The sequence below is a fragment of the Aestuarium sp. genome (genome assembly GCF_023253315.1).
Lineage (GTDB): Bacteria > Pseudomonadota > Alphaproteobacteria > Rhodobacterales > Rhodobacteraceae > Marivivens > Marivivens donghaensis.
In genome coordinates this window covers 17,772-32,607 of the sequence record NZ_JALRGW010000011.1, presented here as the reverse complement: position 1 = coordinate 32,607, position 14,836 = coordinate 17,772, and the positions used below count along the sequence as shown (strand labels likewise).

General features: G+C 53.1%; 14 protein-coding genes and 1 pseudogene. 10 read left to right on the top strand and 5 right to left on the bottom strand.

From position 1 onward, the window contains the following. Nucleotides 1-224 precede the first annotated feature (224 nt). Together AC1QQ2_RS07630 and AC1QQ2_RS07625 are read left to right on the top strand one after the other, a co-directional pair. Entirely contained in the window at nucleotides 225-1,421 is a 1,197-nt protein-coding gene (locus AC1QQ2_RS07630) for a porin (protein WP_479712698.1), read from the top strand. A 105-nt stretch (nucleotides 1,422-1,526) separates the two neighbouring features. Continuing rightward, nucleotides 1,527-1,664 carry a hypothetical protein gene (locus AC1QQ2_RS07625; protein WP_479712697.1) on the top strand — a complete coding sequence of 46 codons (138 nt, stop codon included), beginning with the start codon at nucleotides 1,527-1,529 and terminating at the stop codon, nucleotides 1,662-1,664. 9 nt (nucleotides 1,665-1,673) lie between these two features. Here the strand turns inward: AC1QQ2_RS07625 and AC1QQ2_RS07620 are convergent, their stop codons facing one another. Beyond that, nucleotides 1,674-2,240: a tyrosine-type recombinase/integrase gene (locus AC1QQ2_RS07620; protein ID WP_479712696.1), complete on the bottom strand. Its 567-nt coding sequence runs from the start codon at nucleotides 2,238-2,240 to the stop codon at nucleotides 1,674-1,676. A gap of 716 nt (nucleotides 2,241-2,956) precedes the next feature. Here AC1QQ2_RS07620 and AC1QQ2_RS07615 point away from each other — a divergent pair. The 3 genes from AC1QQ2_RS07615 (at nucleotide 2,957) to AC1QQ2_RS07605 (ending at nucleotide 4,530) form a co-directional block, all read left to right on the top strand. Further along, complete coding sequence (locus AC1QQ2_RS07615) at nucleotides 2,957-3,265, top strand: DUF6626 family protein (protein ID WP_479712695.1); 309 nt, start codon at nucleotides 2,957-2,959, stop codon at nucleotides 3,263-3,265. Nucleotides 3,266-3,751: 486 nt separating this feature from the next. Beyond that, on the top strand, nucleotides 3,752-4,111 hold the full coding sequence (locus AC1QQ2_RS07610) for a hypothetical protein (protein ID WP_249945153.1): 360 nt from the start codon (nucleotides 3,752-3,754) through the stop codon (nucleotides 4,109-4,111). A 98-nt stretch (nucleotides 4,112-4,209) separates the two neighbouring features. After that, nucleotides 4,210-4,530, top strand: coding sequence for a hypothetical protein (locus AC1QQ2_RS07605; RefSeq protein WP_479712694.1), 321 nt, complete (start codon nucleotides 4,210-4,212; stop codon nucleotides 4,528-4,530). A gap of 118 nt (nucleotides 4,531-4,648) precedes the next feature. Here AC1QQ2_RS07605 and AC1QQ2_RS07600 read toward each other — a convergent pair whose 3' ends face one another. Then, nucleotides 4,649-5,611: a tyrosine-type recombinase/integrase gene (locus tag AC1QQ2_RS07600; RefSeq protein ID WP_067547420.1), complete on the bottom strand. Its 963-nt coding sequence runs from the start codon at nucleotides 5,609-5,611 to the stop codon at nucleotides 4,649-4,651. 27 nt (nucleotides 5,612-5,638) lie between these two features. Between AC1QQ2_RS07600 and AC1QQ2_RS07595 the strand changes: the two genes are divergently transcribed. From AC1QQ2_RS07595 to holA, 5 genes and pseudogenes are all read left to right on the top strand, one after another. Next, nucleotides 5,639-6,853, top strand: coding sequence for a porin (locus AC1QQ2_RS07595; RefSeq protein WP_479712693.1), 1,215 nt, complete (start codon nucleotides 5,639-5,641; stop codon nucleotides 6,851-6,853). 160 nt (nucleotides 6,854-7,013) lie between these two features. Further along, nucleotides 7,014-7,475, top strand: a complete 462-nt coding sequence (locus tag AC1QQ2_RS07590; protein ID WP_438986277.1) for a DUF3576 domain-containing protein — start codon at nucleotides 7,014-7,016, stop codon at nucleotides 7,473-7,475. 75 nt (nucleotides 7,476-7,550) lie between these two features. Further along, nucleotides 7,551-10,104, top strand: a pseudogene (leuS, locus tag AC1QQ2_RS07585) (leucine--tRNA ligase). Next, nucleotides 10,091-10,597: an LPS assembly lipoprotein LptE gene (lptE, locus tag AC1QQ2_RS07580; protein WP_479712692.1), complete on the top strand. Its 507-nt coding sequence runs from the start codon at nucleotides 10,091-10,093 to the stop codon at nucleotides 10,595-10,597. Before leuS ends, lptE begins: the two are co-directional and overlap by 14 nt. Continuing rightward, nucleotides 10,594-11,616: a DNA polymerase III subunit delta gene (holA, locus tag AC1QQ2_RS07575; protein WP_479712691.1), complete on the top strand. Its 1,023-nt coding sequence runs from the start codon at nucleotides 10,594-10,596 to the stop codon at nucleotides 11,614-11,616. Before lptE ends, holA begins: the two co-directional genes overlap by 4 nt. Before the next feature lie 53 nt (nucleotides 11,617-11,669). On the opposite strand, the gene AC1QQ2_RS07570 is transcribed toward holA, so the two are convergent. The 3 genes from AC1QQ2_RS07570 to AC1QQ2_RS07560 form a co-directional block, all read right to left on the bottom strand. Beyond that, nucleotides 11,670-11,870, bottom strand: coding sequence for a hypothetical protein (locus tag AC1QQ2_RS07570; RefSeq protein ID WP_479712690.1), 201 nt, complete (start codon nucleotides 11,868-11,870; stop codon nucleotides 11,670-11,672). 83 nt (nucleotides 11,871-11,953) lie between these two features. Continuing rightward, nucleotides 11,954-12,595 carry a YjbF family lipoprotein gene (locus AC1QQ2_RS07565; protein ID WP_479712689.1) on the bottom strand — a complete coding sequence of 214 codons (642 nt, stop codon included), beginning with the start codon at nucleotides 12,593-12,595 and terminating at the stop codon, nucleotides 11,954-11,956. Beyond that, nucleotides 12,592-14,709, bottom strand: a complete 2,118-nt coding sequence (locus AC1QQ2_RS07560) for a YjbH domain-containing protein (protein ID WP_479712688.1) — start codon at nucleotides 14,707-14,709, stop codon at nucleotides 12,592-12,594. Before AC1QQ2_RS07560 ends, AC1QQ2_RS07565 begins: the two co-directional genes overlap by 4 nt. Between the last annotated feature and the right edge of the window lie 127 nt (nucleotides 14,710-14,836).

The window sequence follows — 14,836 nt, the reverse complement described above, 5'->3', positions numbered from 1 at the left end:
ATCGTCTTTTGTTTTAAGGCGGCTCAGCAGGACATAGGACGATCAAGCCCCCCTGTCACCCGCCATTTCCGCGATAAACGGGTGTGTCCTTCGTGCATCATTTTTGATCAAGGCACCGAATGAACGGGGCAAATGACTTGAGTGGTGGGGGCTTTGGGCGCACATATCCTGCCAATGCTAGGTTCACTGGCATTCATGTGAATGCAAAAACACGAGGGTAAACCATGAAAAAGATCCTTCTCGCTTCCGTAGCAATGTCGGCTTTCGCTGGCGCAGCTGCTGCTGAAGTTTCGTTCTCCGGCGTAGCTAACCTGTCGTACAACGACACTGACGCTACTGCAGTTATGACTACTCCTGCCGACGACAACGATGGCTTCTACTGGGGTGCGACACTGACTGCAACACTGTCCCAAGAGCTCGACAACGGCATTACCGCTGGCGCAACGGTTAACTTCGACATCCAAGAAGATAACCAAGATGCAGGTGGCAACACCAACCTTAACGCAGACGACTACGTTCTCTTCGTTAAGTCTGAGAATGTTTCGCTGTACTACGGCGACACTGGCACCGCTGCAGTTAAATACTGGGCTTCTGCTGGCGACATGGAAGCTGACGGCTTCACTTCCGATTGGACCGATGCAGTTAACGCTGACGCCGTTCTCCGCGCTGACATCAACTACGGTTCTGTTGAAGCGTCCGTTTCGACACTGATCGTGTCCGCTGCAGACAACTCTCAAGAGGAGCAGACTTCGTTCAGCGCACGCACTACTATTGGTGGTGTAACCATTACTGCTGCGACTGAAGAAAAAGCTAACACCACCATCACTGGTGCTGCAGCTGGTGACTTCAACGCGAACGACGTATGGGGCGTATCTGCTGCGATGGCAGTTGCAGGTGCTGACGTAACTGTCGCTTACGCTGAAACCGATACTGGCGCTAACGGCACAAACTCTTCGACCGGTATCAAAGTTGCATACCCTGTAGGCGACGTTAAGATCACCGCCTACTACGTAGACGAAAACCCTTCGGCTGCAAACCTTGCAACCAACGCTCATAAAGATGATGCAAACTACGGCATCGCATTCGCTTACGCGGCTGGTGACGTAACTGTGACTCTTGACCTGCAGGACGACCAAGGCGTAGCCAAGACTTCTCTTGATGCTACCTACGACCTCGGCAACGGCCTGAAGTTGATGGCTGGTATGTACGACGAGAACGACACCTACAACGCTTCTGGCGTTGCTACCCCAGCATCGGATGGCACTGACTCCTACGTAGCAGCTTCCTATGACCTCGGTGGTGGCGCAGCACTGTTCGTATCCTACGCTGATGCGGACACCGCTGGTGCAATCGCAGCTGATGAAGTTGGTACTCCTGACTACCAGGACGGCACAACTCTGTCGCTGACCTTCGCATTCTAATCTGACCCTGTCAGTTTGAATGAGAGAGCGGCGCTTCGGCGTCGCTCTTTTCTTTTGGCAAAGCTGATTCTACCTTTGCTGCAACCAACACTGGATGAGACAGTTATGCATAAAATCGCTCTACTATTGACTGCAGTGCTGCTTAGCAGCTGTGGCACAGCCAAAGGCTTCCTCGATGGCACGGGTAGTGTGCTTGAAGGCATGGCGACTGATGTGCGTAGCTTGGGCGGGATGCTGAACTAAGGCTCGGGCTTAGAGCAGCTCTACAGCATTGGCTAACTGCTCGTCGTTGACGTCGATATAGCGTTGCGTAACGGCTATTGAGCTATGCCCAGCTAAAGCAGCTAATACTCGTACACCGATGCCTTTGTTGGCCAAACGTGTGATAAAAGTTCGACGTGGGCTATGACTGCTGGCACCTTGCAGTCCACACGCATGGAAGATGTTGAGAAACAGCTGACACATGGTGTTGGCACTAAAATGCCCACCCTTTTGACTGCGAAACAGCGGCGCAGCTGGATCCACACTGTTGCGCCAAGTGCGATATAGAGCCAGCTGTTGAGTGAGTGCCTTGTTGATAAACACAGTGCGTGACTTTGCACCTTTTGTCTGTGCTGCTGTGAGCGTGAACTGGGTACGTATTGCACCATCAGCATCAAACACATCCGCAATACGCAGTGCAGCCAGTTCTTTAGCTCGCAGCCCAGTATAGATGCTGAACAGCAGTATCGTTGCATCACGTACTGGGTACTTGCGTGATTGGCAGTAACGCAGGGCACGTTTGATTTGTGCGTCGTTGAGTGTTGCTGCTTGTGCCATATAGCCCTCAAATATCAGCTTCATTAACTGCTACGTTACGCTCTGATATTCGAGTGATGCGACCCCTAAATTGGTTTAGCCAGAGCTGTTCATTATCAACGACTTAGGTGTTCTTCTCAGACAATACATATTCTATGATATTTGGGAGTATGTATGCAGTGGTACTTGTTTGGATGATTGATTGTCTAACAGCTACGCCGTTATCCAACTGCTTCACTGTCTCAACGCTTTCGCTACGCTACAGCGTCTCAACAGTCTCAGCATCTTTTATGAGTTAATATTAATACGGGGATTTTCTGTAGATTTGGATGTCATAGAGAGGCTGCTAACCTCTCTTTGACGTAAGACTTTCTGTGAGTTTCTCAGTCAGCAATGTCGCACAACCAACTGCGGTTGGTAGGTAGGGTTAGGCTGTTACCTTTACGTGCGTAGAGTTGTTCCCAACGCAATGTGCTGCCAATACATTGCCACCAGCAGCACACATACAAGGTGCTTTGACATTCAAAGCCTCTCATCTTGTTCCACTGCATAATCTTTAACGAGCCCGTTACAGCTTTGCTCGGTGAATGGCTCTGTTTAACCTTCTGCGCTGACAAGTTCTGCACGCGGTTCATACGCTTGCTCAATGTCGTTTATAGGGCGCTATGCACAGATAAATACACGGCAGTGGGTAGCTGCTTTGCATCTACAGTTATTTATCAACAAAGGAAAAAATCATGTCAAAAACGATATTGAATGACGTTTATGCTCTGCTGCACAGCATCAATGCCGTCAGCAATGAGAGCGAGTTTAGTACGGACTGGCTTGGGCGTAGTGAATGCTACATGCGTACGCTGCGTTTTAAGGGTACCAATGCCAGCGTTGGTGCTATCGCTATCTGTGCCAGTAAGTTGCAGCACTATGGGCAACGGATGTTGAACACAGCTGAGCATCGACAGCTGGGTGAACGCTTTGTGAGTTTGAGCAACGCTTGTCATCGTCACATCAATACGCAAAGCGAGCGACACTGGATGGCTGCACTATGAAGGGGGTGTTGTGTTCTAAATACGCTGCAGCGCAGTTTCTGACAGGGAAGTACTTATGCTATTGGGGTGGTGATTTTGCAGCCCCTATTGTGCGTGGAGCACGACAATGACTGCGCTGTCCGACATACAAAAAGCTCTCAACACGATAAGACGCATAACACAGGCGGAGGAAGAAGCCGTACGACTTGCGGCACTCGCATTGCTGGCGGGCGTCACAGGTGACGAGGCACGTGATATAGCGAAACAACGAGAGCCAAAGCGCAAGCAACAGCCTGCTGTTCCAATCCCGCGTCCTCCCAAGCCCACAGTGCGTCCTGCACCAAAGCAGCAAAGCGCTCAGATTCAGACTACGCCTAACGTTCAAGCTCTCGCTCCCAAACAAGCTCAAAAACCCATCCCACCCCAATAGCACATCATCCTCAATATTGACTGTCTGCGTTTGCGACACATCCTTTTACTACGGTTCAAACAGAAAGGATGACGACGATGGACTGGCTGCAAAACTTGATGCGTGAAGAAGGACTCGAACCCCAAAGCAGTGCGAGTACAACTCTACGTTCGAAACTGCTTGGTCAAGCGGATCGTATGCTCAAAGAGTTGGCGACTTATAAGACAGAACAAGAGCTTGACGGTAACAGCTCCAAGTATTGGTGGGCTCCACAAAGTGTTGATGGTCAGAGACGTGTAGCAATGCGTGCTGGTTCCAAAACAGTGGACGGTTCTGCGGTCTATGTGAACAACACTCTCTCTGACGTACGTACTGCGATTGAGAAGATGCGTAGGGTGATTGAACGCAGTAAAGACTCGCAGTGGGCTGAAGAAGAAGAGCGCCGCAAAAAAAAGTAATACGGCGTGTTGTACGGATGTATGAACAAGTAGACACTGGGCCGCTGTATGAACAAGCGGTCCAGTTGTTGAGCACTTACAGATCCGTTGCGGCACGCATGGCAAACGCAAAACCACGCACACAAGGCAAGTTGGATCGACGGCTTGAGCAGCTTGGGGAGAAGATCTCTGAGCGATTGGGTGAGTTGACGTTTAACGAACGCAAGGCGCTGACAGGTTGGCAGGAAGGTGTTGTGCCAGACATGTACGAAGTTGATCACAAAGCACTGACAGCACAGCCCTATCAAAGCATACGTCGCGTTGATCGCTGGACTGAAGAATATGATCCCGCTGACTATGAAGCTGATAAGACAGGTAGTGAGCCAGATAAATCAATATCAGATCAACTCGCAAAGTTCTTACGCATGGGACTGGACTAAGGCGTTTACTCAGCAACAGAACACAGGATCAATCGTGCGATTTTGGCGTATTTGTTGCGATTTTTAGCAGTTCAATATCTGCTTGCAGTTGGGGCTGACTGGCATAGTGATGCAGGGATCAAATACGATCCAAGTCGATAGCGCCTGCGATAATATCTACGCGATCCTGCAAGGTATTAGGGAACAGCTGAGCATACCGTTCCGTCATCGAAATATGATAATGCCCCAACAGTCGCTGCACTTCGTAGATACTGGCGCCATTGTTGATCAGTAGGCTTGCATATGTATGCCGAAGATCATGCATACGCACTGATGGTAAAGCAGCACTTTCTCGCGCTTCTACAAAGGCATTATGCAGGCTCGTATATGGGGCACGAGTGCGGGGATTGGCAAAGATCCAACTGTCACGTGTTGTTGGCACACCCAAAACTTCTGATCGCGCTTTGACTTGCTGCAGCACTGATAGTGCCTTGTCACTCAACATAACTGTTCTGCTGCGCCCACTTTTGCTCACAGCGACAAACAGTTCTTTCTTGCGCTCATCAATATCAGTCCACCGAGCAAGTCTAAGTTCGCTCTTCCGCGCACCCGTCAACAACAGCAGCTTTACGAATAGATGCAGATACGGGTGACTGCTGCGCTTACAGGCACTGAGCAAGCGTCGTATCTCAGCTTCAGTTAGGAACCGCTGCACGTAGTCTCCAACGGGCAACTTTCTAATCGCTGCGCCCTTGAACACGTTCTTGTCCAAGTATCCCCAATGCACGGCGATGTTTAGGATACGGTTCAGCATCGATGAGTGCTTATTTACCGTTGCGGGTTTGTAGCCAGCATCAATCTGATGCAGCACCCAGCTATCCAAGTCCTCACTGGTAATCTCTCTCAGAGGCTTTTGACCCAGTGATGAGCGGATGTGCTTGTTGAACACATAGTAGTCCAGCTGACTACGACGCTTGGTAGCCTTTGCAAACGCATAGTACTTTGCATCAAAGAAGTCCGCGAGCGTTACAGCTGGCTCTGCAGCTTCGCTCACAGCCACGCTCTTCTTGTCCTTGCCGAATAACTTCGAAATCGGTCGCATATCGAATATCTCCTTGCTACAACGCTAATGTCAGCTGCACACAAGGACGACCAAGTTCTTGATTTAGGTAGTGAAAAATACTCCGACTACCATTCCGCTATCCTTCTCGCTTCCGTCGCACTGACCGCTTTCGCTGGCGCAGCTGCTGCTGAAGTTTCCTTCTCGGGCTCCGCAACTCTGGGCTACAACGACGACAACGGCCGTCTGGCTGGCGGCGCTGTATTCGGCGATCACCAGGGCTTCTACTCGGACCTGAACCTCGACGTAGCTTTCTCTGCTGAGCTCGACAACGGCCTGACCGTTTCGGCTTCTGCTGACGTTGACGAAGTGGATGCTGCTGACGCTGCATCGCGCGGCGTTACTCTGACCATCTCTTCGGACACCGCTTCGCTCGTTTATGGCGACACCGAATTCGCTGCAAAATCGATGTGGTCGGCAGCTGGCGACATGGAAGCTGACAGCTTCTCCGCTCAGGATGGCGAAGGCGTACTCAAAGGCACCTTCTCGTTCGGTGGTGTAGACATGGCTGTTTCTGGCCTCGTATATGACGCTGAAGGCGACGCAGCGACTGATGACCTTGCTCAGCTGTCGTTCGGTGCAAAAGCAACTGTTGGCGCAGCTACCGTAGTAGTTGCTTACCAAGAAGAGCTTCTTGCTGCTGACGTAACTGGTGGTCTTAACGCCAACACCAACACAACCATTTCTACCAACGGTGATCTGACCACTGCAGAAACCCTCGGTATCTCGGTTGCAATGTCTGTTGCAGGTGCTGATGTCAAACTGGCATATGCTTCGGAGAAAAACACAGGCGGCACCGACTACGACTCGACCGGTATCGCAGTTTCCTACCCGATGGGTGACGTAACTGTTTCCGCGTACTTCGTATCCGAAGACGACAGCACCGCTGTTGACGCGAAAGACAACTACGGCGTTAAATTCGCATACGCTGCTGGTGCAGTTGCAGGTACTCTCGGCTTCGCAAGCGAGCAAGGCACTGACTACGTTTCGCTCGAAGGTTCCTACGACCTCGGCAACGGCCTGAGCATCTACGCTGGTGCGATCACCAAAGACGGCGACACCGACGACACCTACGTTGGCGCTTCTTACGACCTCGGCGGCGGTGCTTCGCTGCTCGTTTCGTACGCAGACGACACCAACAACGACGAAGCAGCTGGCGACGACGACATCGGCGCACAGGGCTACGCAGTTGGCACCACTGTTGAACTGTCGTTCGCATTCTAATCTGACCTAGTCAGTTTGAATGAGAGAGCGGTCCTTCGGGGCCGCTCTTTTCTTTTGTGACCACAGGTTTACCCCTTAAGCCTTGTGACAGGCTCTGCCCCACGTTACACATTTTGCGACGTCGGCCCCAACGCGGGGTCATGGACATGAGGGCAATACTGTGACCGCTTTCCAAAAAACGACCCGCGCGATGCTGGTGACCGCAATGGCCTTGGGCCTGTCTGCTTGTTCGGGCGGCTTTAGTTCGCCGTTCAGCGGATTATTCGGTGGCAAATCAAACGATGCTGGCGCCGTGCGTCAGGCAACGCGGACCGCTGGATCAGAATCCGTGGCTGTGAACCGCTACCTCTGGGCCGCTTCGATCGATGTTCTGTCGTTCCTCCCCGTCGAGAGTGTCGACCCCTTCACTGGCGTGATCGTCTTTGGCTACGGCACCCCACCGGGTGGTGGCCGCGCATATCGTGCGACTGTGCATATCTCTGACCCTGCGCTGGATGCTCGTTCGCTCAATGTCGCGCTGCAATCGCGCAATGGCGCGGTCAGCCTTGAGACGCAGCGCGCTGTTGAGGACGCAATCCTCGCCCGTGCGCGTCAGATCCGCATTCAAGACCGCGGCCTATAGAAACTGCCGCGAAAACCTTTTAATACCGCGCCGGGCCCTGTTGCCCGGCGTTTCCATGTCCCAAAGGACCGATCCATGTCCCGCTATACCGCCGCTGATATCGAACAAAAATGGCAAGCCGCCTGGGAACAGGCTGGCGTATTCACCGCAAAACGCGATGAGACAAAGCCGAAATACTACGTGCTCGAAATGTTCCCCTACCCGTCGGGCCGCATCCATATGGGTCACGTGCGGAACTACACCATGGGCGACGTGGTAGCGCGTTTCAAAATGTCGACGGGTCACAACGTTTTGCACCCAATGGGCTGGGACGCGTTCGGTATGCCTGCGGAAAACGCTGCGATGGCATCGGGCGGCCACCCCAAGGACTGGACCTATAAGAACATCGCCGACATGCGCGGCCAGATGAAACCTCTTGGCCTGTCGATCGACTGGAGCCGTGAATTCGCGACCTGCGATCCAGAGTATTACGGCCAGCAGCAGGCTCTGTTCATTGATATGCTGGACAAGGGTCTGGTCTACCGCAAGAACGCCGTGGTGAACTGGGACCCAGTCGACATGACTGTTCTTGCGAACGAACAGGTGATTGACGGCAAAGGCTGGCGATCTGGTGCCGATGTTGAACGCCGAGAGCTGACCCAGTGGTTCTTTAAGATTTCGGACATGGCTGGCGATCTGCTGGACAGCATCGATAACCTCGATGATTGGCCTGCCAAGGTGAAGCTGATGCAGGCCAACTGGATCGGCAAATCCCGCGGCCTTCAGTTCTCGTTCGAACGCACCGACGCTGGTGAAGCAATTGAGGTTTACACCACGCGCCCCGACACGCTGATGGGTGCATCCTTTGTTGGTATTTCACCAGATCACCCGATTGCGAAAGAGCTGGAAGCCAACAACCCAGACATCGCGGCGTTTGTCGCTGATTGCCGCAAGGGTGGCACGACCGAAGAGGCGCTGGAAAAGGCTGAAAAGAAAGGCCTTGATACAGGTATTAAAGTCAAACATCCGCTGGACCCGTCCAAAGAGCTTTCTGTTTGGATCGCAAACTTCATTCTGATGGACTACGGCACGGGTGCGATTTTCGGTTGCCCTGCGCATGACCAACGCGACTTTGACTTCGCAACGAAATATGGCCTTGATATTACGCCGATTTTTGTTGCGGATGGCGCCGAAGAAGAGACCCTGACCGAAGCCTACACTCCACTGAAGTCGGAGAAGGTCCGCTACATCCGTGGCTTCGCTGGCCAAGAGCTTCAAACTGGTGAAGACGGCGTGAATAGCGCAATCGAGAAAGCAGAAGCCGAAGGTTGGGGCACAGGCGTGACCAAATTCCGCCTGCGCGATTGGGGCCTTTCGCGGCAGCGCTATTGGGGTTGCCCAATTCCTGTTGTTCACTGTGACGATTGCGGCGTGGTTCCTGAGAAAAAAGAAAACCTGCCTGTTCAGTTGCCTGACGATGTCACCTTTGACGTTCCAGGCAACCCGCTGGACCGCCACCCACACGTGGCGCGATTGTGCTTGCCCGTCGTGTGGCAAACCCGCACGCCGCGAAACGGACACCATGGATACCTTCGTGGATTCGTCGTGGTATTATGCGCGCTTCACCTCACCACGTGCTGACACTCCGACCGTTCAGGCCGATGCTGACTACTGGATGAACGTCGACCAATATATCGGTGGTATTGAACACGCGATCCTTCACCTGCTCTATTCGCGCTTCTTCGCACGTGCGATGAACGTGACAGGTCACTTGCCCGATAGCGCGCGCGAGCCGTTCAATGCGCTCTTCACCCAAGGCATGGTGACACATGCGATCTATCAGACGACCAACCCTGAAAACGGACGTCCGATCTATCACTATCCCGAAGCGATCGAGCTGCGGGACGGTAAGGCATTCGTCATCGCGACCGGCGAAGATGCACAGATCATTCCATCTGCCAAAATGTCGAAATCGAAAAACAACGTGGTCGACCCGTTGAACATCATTTCGTCGTTTGGCGCTGATACCGCCCGCTGGTTCGTGCTGTCTGACAGCCCACCAGAACGCGACGTCGAATGGACCGCCGCTGGAGCCGAAGCGACGGCAAAGCACCTCGCTCGTGTGTTCCGCATCTGTGCCGATATTGCAGAGATGGATGATGCCACGACTGAGTCCGATCTGGAGCTGCTCAAAGCAACGCACAAAGCGATCTTTGACGTGACCCAAGGCTTTGAATCGTTTGGCTTTAACGCCGCGATTGCGAAACTCTACGCCTTTACCAACCTCCTGCAGAAATCACCTGCTGGCGGAAAGGCAAAGAAAGAGGCAGCGCGCATTCTAGCCCAGTTGATGTCGCCGATGACGCCGCACCTGTCCGAAGAACTCTGGTCGCTCTTGGGCGGTGAGGGACTTGTGACCACAGCCGCGTGGCCCGTCGTCGACGAAGCTATGCTGGTCGAAGACACGGTCACCCTGCCGATCCAGATCAACGGCAAACGCCGCGCGGAAATCAGCGTGCCTGCAGATATGTCGAAGGAAGAGGTTGAAAAGCTCGTCCTTGAGAACGAAGCTGTGGTCAAAGCACTGGACGGTGGCCAGCCGAAAAAACTGATCGTAGTTCCAGGTCGTATCGTCAATGTCGTCGTCTAAATCCATTACCCGCTGCACCCGTCGCGCCCTCTTAGTGGGGGCTGTGGCGGTGTTGGCGGGGTGTGGGTTTACGCCGATCTACGGCGACAATGGCTCCGCATCCAATCTTCGGGGCAAGGTCGCCTATGACAGGCCTGACACGTTGGACGGCTACCATCTGCGCGAACGTCTCCAACGACGTTTAGGGCAGACGGAAACGGCTGAATATCAGCTGTCCGTCCGAACGACCCTCAGCAGCAGTTCGGTTGGTATTGCAGAAGACTCTACAGTTCTGCGCGCGACATTGACGGGAACGGCAACCTTCTCTTTGGTTGATAGCGCGGGCGCCGTCATCACAAACGGCACGGTCGAAACATTCAGCGGCTACTCGACAACTGGTAACGTTGTGTCGACTCGTTCGGCTGAACAAGATGCCCATGAACGCCTGTCCATCGCGCTAGCCGACCTCATTGTAGCCCATATTCTTGCGGCTCAAGTCGCTGATAACCCATGAAATTAGGTGCGCGCGAAGCGTCTGGTTACTTCCGGAAACCAGACCCCGGCAAGGCTGGCCTACTGATTTATGGCACCGACGGCATGCGCGTGGCTCTCCGCCGCAAAGAAGTTGTCGATGCCCTCGTCGGACCACAAGGCGAAGCAGAAATGCGTTTCACTCGCATAGCCGCTGCCGATTTACGTAAAGACGGCGCTCTGCTGAACGATGCAATCAAATCCCAAGGTTTCTTCCCAGGACAACGCGCGGTTTTAGTGGAAGACGCCGCCGACAGTCTGGCAGAAACGATCCGCGTCGCAATGTCGGATTGGAGGGATGGCGATGCGCAAGTGATCGTGACAGCGGGTTCGCTCACGGCAAAGTCGTCGTTGCGTAAATATTTCGAAGCCCACCCGAACGCCTTCTCGATCGGGATCTATGACGATCCACCTGCACGCGACGAAATCGAAGCCAGCCTTGCCGCAGCAGGACTTAAGGCGATTGGACGCGACGCGATGGACGCTATCGTCGCGTTGTCGCGGACTCTTGATCCCGGTGATTTTCGGCAGACCATTGAAAAGCTGGGCCTCTACAAACTCAACGATAACAGCGAGTTAAACGTCGACGATGTCGATTCCTGTCGACCACAATCTGCAGAGGCTGGCGTTGATGATTTGCTCAAAGTTGTTGCTGATGGACAGCCCCAGTTAATTGCCCCGCTGCTGCGCCGGCTTTACGCGCAGGGCGTCAATCCCACCGGTTTATGCATCAACGCGAACCGTCATTTTCGCGCTCTTCACACAGTCGCATCGGACCCTGGGGGACCGTCATCGGGGATTGGGCGACTTAGACCACCAGTGTTCGGCCCTCGTCGTGACGCAATCCTTCGACAAGCCAGCACATGGGGTCGTGATCGACTAGAACGCGCTTTGAGCGAGCTGCTGACGACTGACCTGACACTGCGTTCATCTTCAAAGGCCCCACAGCAAGCCTTGATGGAGCGCGCTTTGGTCCGCCTCGCGATGATGGGGAAGCGTTAAAATAAAAAGGGCGGACCATTGGCCCGCCCCTTTCGTAACTCTATTCGGACCGATTAGGTGCCCGAAGAAGAAGCCAAAGCAGCAACTGCACCAAGGACAACCAAAGGCAGAACATAGCTAGGCAAGCTAGTGGTTGGGGCTACAGCGACCACACCTGTATTAGTAGGCTGTTGAACAACAGCGTTCATGCCACCAGCGTGAGCAGAGGTTGCTGCAACTACGGCAACAGCCGCTGCGAGAAATACTTTACGCATTAGATATGCTCCAATTGAATACCAAACTAGGCTTTGAATACCGCGAAAAACCTTCACAATCAACTTTCAACTTTGAATTGTTCTTAAAATTGCTGCGTTGTGGCATGTCCGACGCTTTTGCCAAGCCATTGCTGTGATTGAACAACGTCGCGGTACCCATTCACCCAATAATAATTGGCGAATGCGACGTCTTCGCTTCGGCAGGTCTCCTGCAATTTTGTTGCCCCAAAGCTACGGTCAAGGATCGTGACTTGATCCTGTCCGACCGTTTCAAGCTCACATGAGAATTCCATTCGGATAACTTCATCCGAAGAATCAAGTTGTTCGATACGGCGGGAATAAGATCCTACACCACGGCGCAAAGCCGCCGAAAGTCCGCGAGTATCAGCTGCGTAGATGTCTTCGCCAAATCCACGCGTCGCTACGACAATACTGTTCTCAAGCGTGATAGTCATCCCGATAGACGAAATCCATGTCTCTTGATTTCCGTTGGACCCGATCTTTTGAAAGATGTCTGCAACCTCCAACGACGGAACGGAAGCCAAGATAACAGGTGTTTCCGAGGCAGTTAGATCGGCGAAAGTGTAGGTCGGAATGGCCTCTGCATCAGGTTGGTCAAAGCGTGACTTAACCGCTGCCGAAACTTTCGAAGCCGTGTTTCCTTTGGCCAAAGGCCCGCAGGCAACGAGCGCTGAAAATGCGACAAATTTTAGTAGATTTTTCATCGCCAGAACCGTCCCCAAGAATCGCCAAAGTCTGAAATGTCACCAGACCGAATTGCATCGTAAAGTCGCCCATCCACATCAAGCCGCGCGCCGCCGTCACGTGTAAGCGAGCTCAATCGAGTATCAACCAACTGCGTTGACGGCATACCCGTTGCCCAATCCATCGGAATGGTCAGACGAATACCTTTGTCGAACGATCCCTCACCAAAGTCTTCAAACGGAACATCGGTAAAGGTTGCATAGGCCCCGATCCGCCAGCCGTTTTGAAACTCTCGATCCACAGAAACGGTCGCGCCCCAATCACCTGCCAAATACCGACCAGCGTCGACTTGAAGGTGGAAGTCATTTTGCATTGCCCAATAGGCAGACAGATGACCCGTGATGACATTGTAGTCTTGGAATCCAAAGCCTTGATCAAAATCACGCTGCGCGGTGTAGTTCAGCTCAACCCCAAATGCGAGGTCGCTATCGACTGGCCTCCAGAGTAGCTCTGTCGAAATACCGCCGAACATAGGCTCGAGATAACCGAAGGTTACCCGTGAATAGAGTTCCGAGGCGGGACGCCCATACCAAGCAAACGTGAGATAATCGATCCCACCATCACCTTGGTCAGCATAATAGGGCGCATAACGACGAACGGGTTCGATCGTCGAAGCCGAAATCGAGGGATTGTCGATCCGGTTGTCGTAGACCGATTTCCGAATCGAACCCGCAACGACAATGTTGGGCCGAATTTCGTAACGCATCGCCGCTTCGATACCGACTTCGACTGTTGCAGGGTTCCGGCTGTCGAAAAGTGTCAGCTCCCCATACGGCATGATGCCCCACTTAAAGTTACTCGTTTGGGTCGGAACAAGAGCAGCGTCGTCACCGACCATCGCCTCTGACACATCGGCCCGAGCGTAAATTGCTTTGGCAGACCCGATTTGGTTCTCAAGGCTCTCCAAGTCGCTACGCTTAATCGTCGTCGTAGAAGTCGGAACGCCCAATCGCGTTGGCTCGAAGATGAAAGTTTCAATCGACGGCGGGAGCGCATAGGTCAAAACGCGCGAAATACGCCCGACGGACTGTGCCTCGGATCTGTATTGGGTATTCTCATATCGAAGTCGGATCGAAGTATCAGTGAGTTCAATGCCTTGAACAACAATCCCGTCCTGACCGAGGGCCTCAACAAGAGCCATCTGAATGGACTCATCTGGCAACACTGACCGATCCCATGTCCGTGCAGCTCGCAAATCCTCTGGCCGAACGACGACTGGCATCGGGGCGGTATCGTAACCGCCAACCGCGGGACGGCGGTTTGGGTTCAAAACCGAAGTAGCAGTGACGCCGATTTCGCTACCATAGAGCGCGTAAATGCCAAGTTCATAGTTTTCGTTCGGGTGATATTTGAGACCAAAGTTGAGCGGCGACTTATGGTCAAACGTCCCGTTGGCTACTTCGCGCTTGTAGGCATCTGAAGAATACTCAGCTGCGAAAGTCAGCGAAGGGTTAATCTGCCATTCGACCCCGCCGAACAAAGCGGCGTCACCACGAAAATAGAGGTCATATGCAGGAACACCGCCTTTGCCATATATACTGCTGCGCGACGGACGCGTCTCCATTGCGCTCGCAATCGCGCCGAGCGGGTTGGTAAAGCCGTTATAGCTCCCCATTCGGCCCCAACCGATGCCAGCTGTCGCCCGCAAATTGGTGCCAATTGTTTTTGTTCCGACGACGTACTCAGAGGTGAGGACGCCCGTCCCCATAAAGTCACGCAGTCCGACAGCAACAGCCGGGAGCCATTCGGATTCATCCCGCAGCCGATATTGGAAATCAAAACTGCGATCATAAAGCGTACCAGTATCCACGCCAGTGTATTCAGGGATGATCGAATAGCGGAAAGTCCCCGACAACCTCGGCAAAATCTGAAAAGTGATAGACACGCGGGTTTGATCTTCGAAGGCCGATATCTGGCTCGACAGGTCAGCATCCTGCGCGGACAAAGCGGATGGCATTTCAATGATGCCGATCGTCCCATACATCGAATACTCAGGACGCCAATCCTGCGCCATTACTGTGGTTGACCCAACAACCGAGGCCATCAGTGCGAGCAATCCGCGCAAAACAGTCATTAAAACTCTCCTAAATTCAGAGTTCTTCTACCTTTCGAAACCTAAAATACAAACATCGCATGAAGTCTTGATGCGAGTAATCTCTTAGGGTTGCGAAACTGCATCCCTCTTGGACTTTTTTCGTGAA

What these genes read in the sequence shown, in the direction of transcription:
- AC1QQ2_RS07570 (WP_479712690.1), bottom strand. Translation starts at nt 11,870, where the DNA reads ATGCGTAAAGTATTTCTCGCAGCGGCTGTTGCCGTAGTTGCAGCAACC.
- AC1QQ2_RS07565 (WP_479712689.1), bottom strand. Translation starts at nt 12,595, where the DNA reads ATGAAAAATCTACTAAAATTTGTCGCATTTTCAGCGCTCGTTGCCTGC.
- AC1QQ2_RS07600 (WP_067547420.1), bottom strand. Translation starts at nt 5,611, where the DNA reads ATGCGACCGATTTCGAAGTTATTCGGCAAGGACAAGAAGAGCGTGGCT.
- AC1QQ2_RS07610 (WP_249945153.1), top strand. Translation starts at nt 3,752, where the DNA reads ATGGACTGGCTGCAAAACTTGATGCGTGAAGAAGGACTCGAACCCCAA.
- lptE (WP_479712692.1), top strand. Translation starts at nt 10,091, where the DNA reads ATGTCGTCGTCTAAATCCATTACCCGCTGCACCCGTCGCGCCCTCTTA.
- AC1QQ2_RS07560 (WP_479712688.1), bottom strand. Translation starts at nt 14,709, where the DNA reads ATGACTGTTTTGCGCGGATTGCTCGCACTGATGGCCTCGGTTGTTGGG.
- holA (WP_479712691.1), top strand. Translation starts at nt 10,594, where the DNA reads ATGAAATTAGGTGCGCGCGAAGCGTCTGGTTACTTCCGGAAACCAGAC.
- AC1QQ2_RS07615 (WP_479712695.1), top strand. Translation starts at nt 2,957, where the DNA reads ATGTCAAAAACGATATTGAATGACGTTTATGCTCTGCTGCACAGCATC.
- AC1QQ2_RS07605 (WP_479712694.1), top strand. Translation starts at nt 4,210, where the DNA reads ATGGCAAACGCAAAACCACGCACACAAGGCAAGTTGGATCGACGGCTT.
- AC1QQ2_RS07620 (WP_479712696.1), bottom strand. Translation starts at nt 2,240, where the DNA reads ATGGCACAAGCAGCAACACTCAACGACGCACAAATCAAACGTGCCCTG.
- AC1QQ2_RS07630 (WP_479712698.1), top strand. Translation starts at nt 225, where the DNA reads ATGAAAAAGATCCTTCTCGCTTCCGTAGCAATGTCGGCTTTCGCTGGC.
- AC1QQ2_RS07595 (WP_479712693.1), top strand. Translation starts at nt 5,639, where the DNA reads ATGTCAGCTGCACACAAGGACGACCAAGTTCTTGATTTAGGTAGTGAA.
- AC1QQ2_RS07625 (WP_479712697.1), top strand. Translation starts at nt 1,527, where the DNA reads ATGCATAAAATCGCTCTACTATTGACTGCAGTGCTGCTTAGCAGCTGT.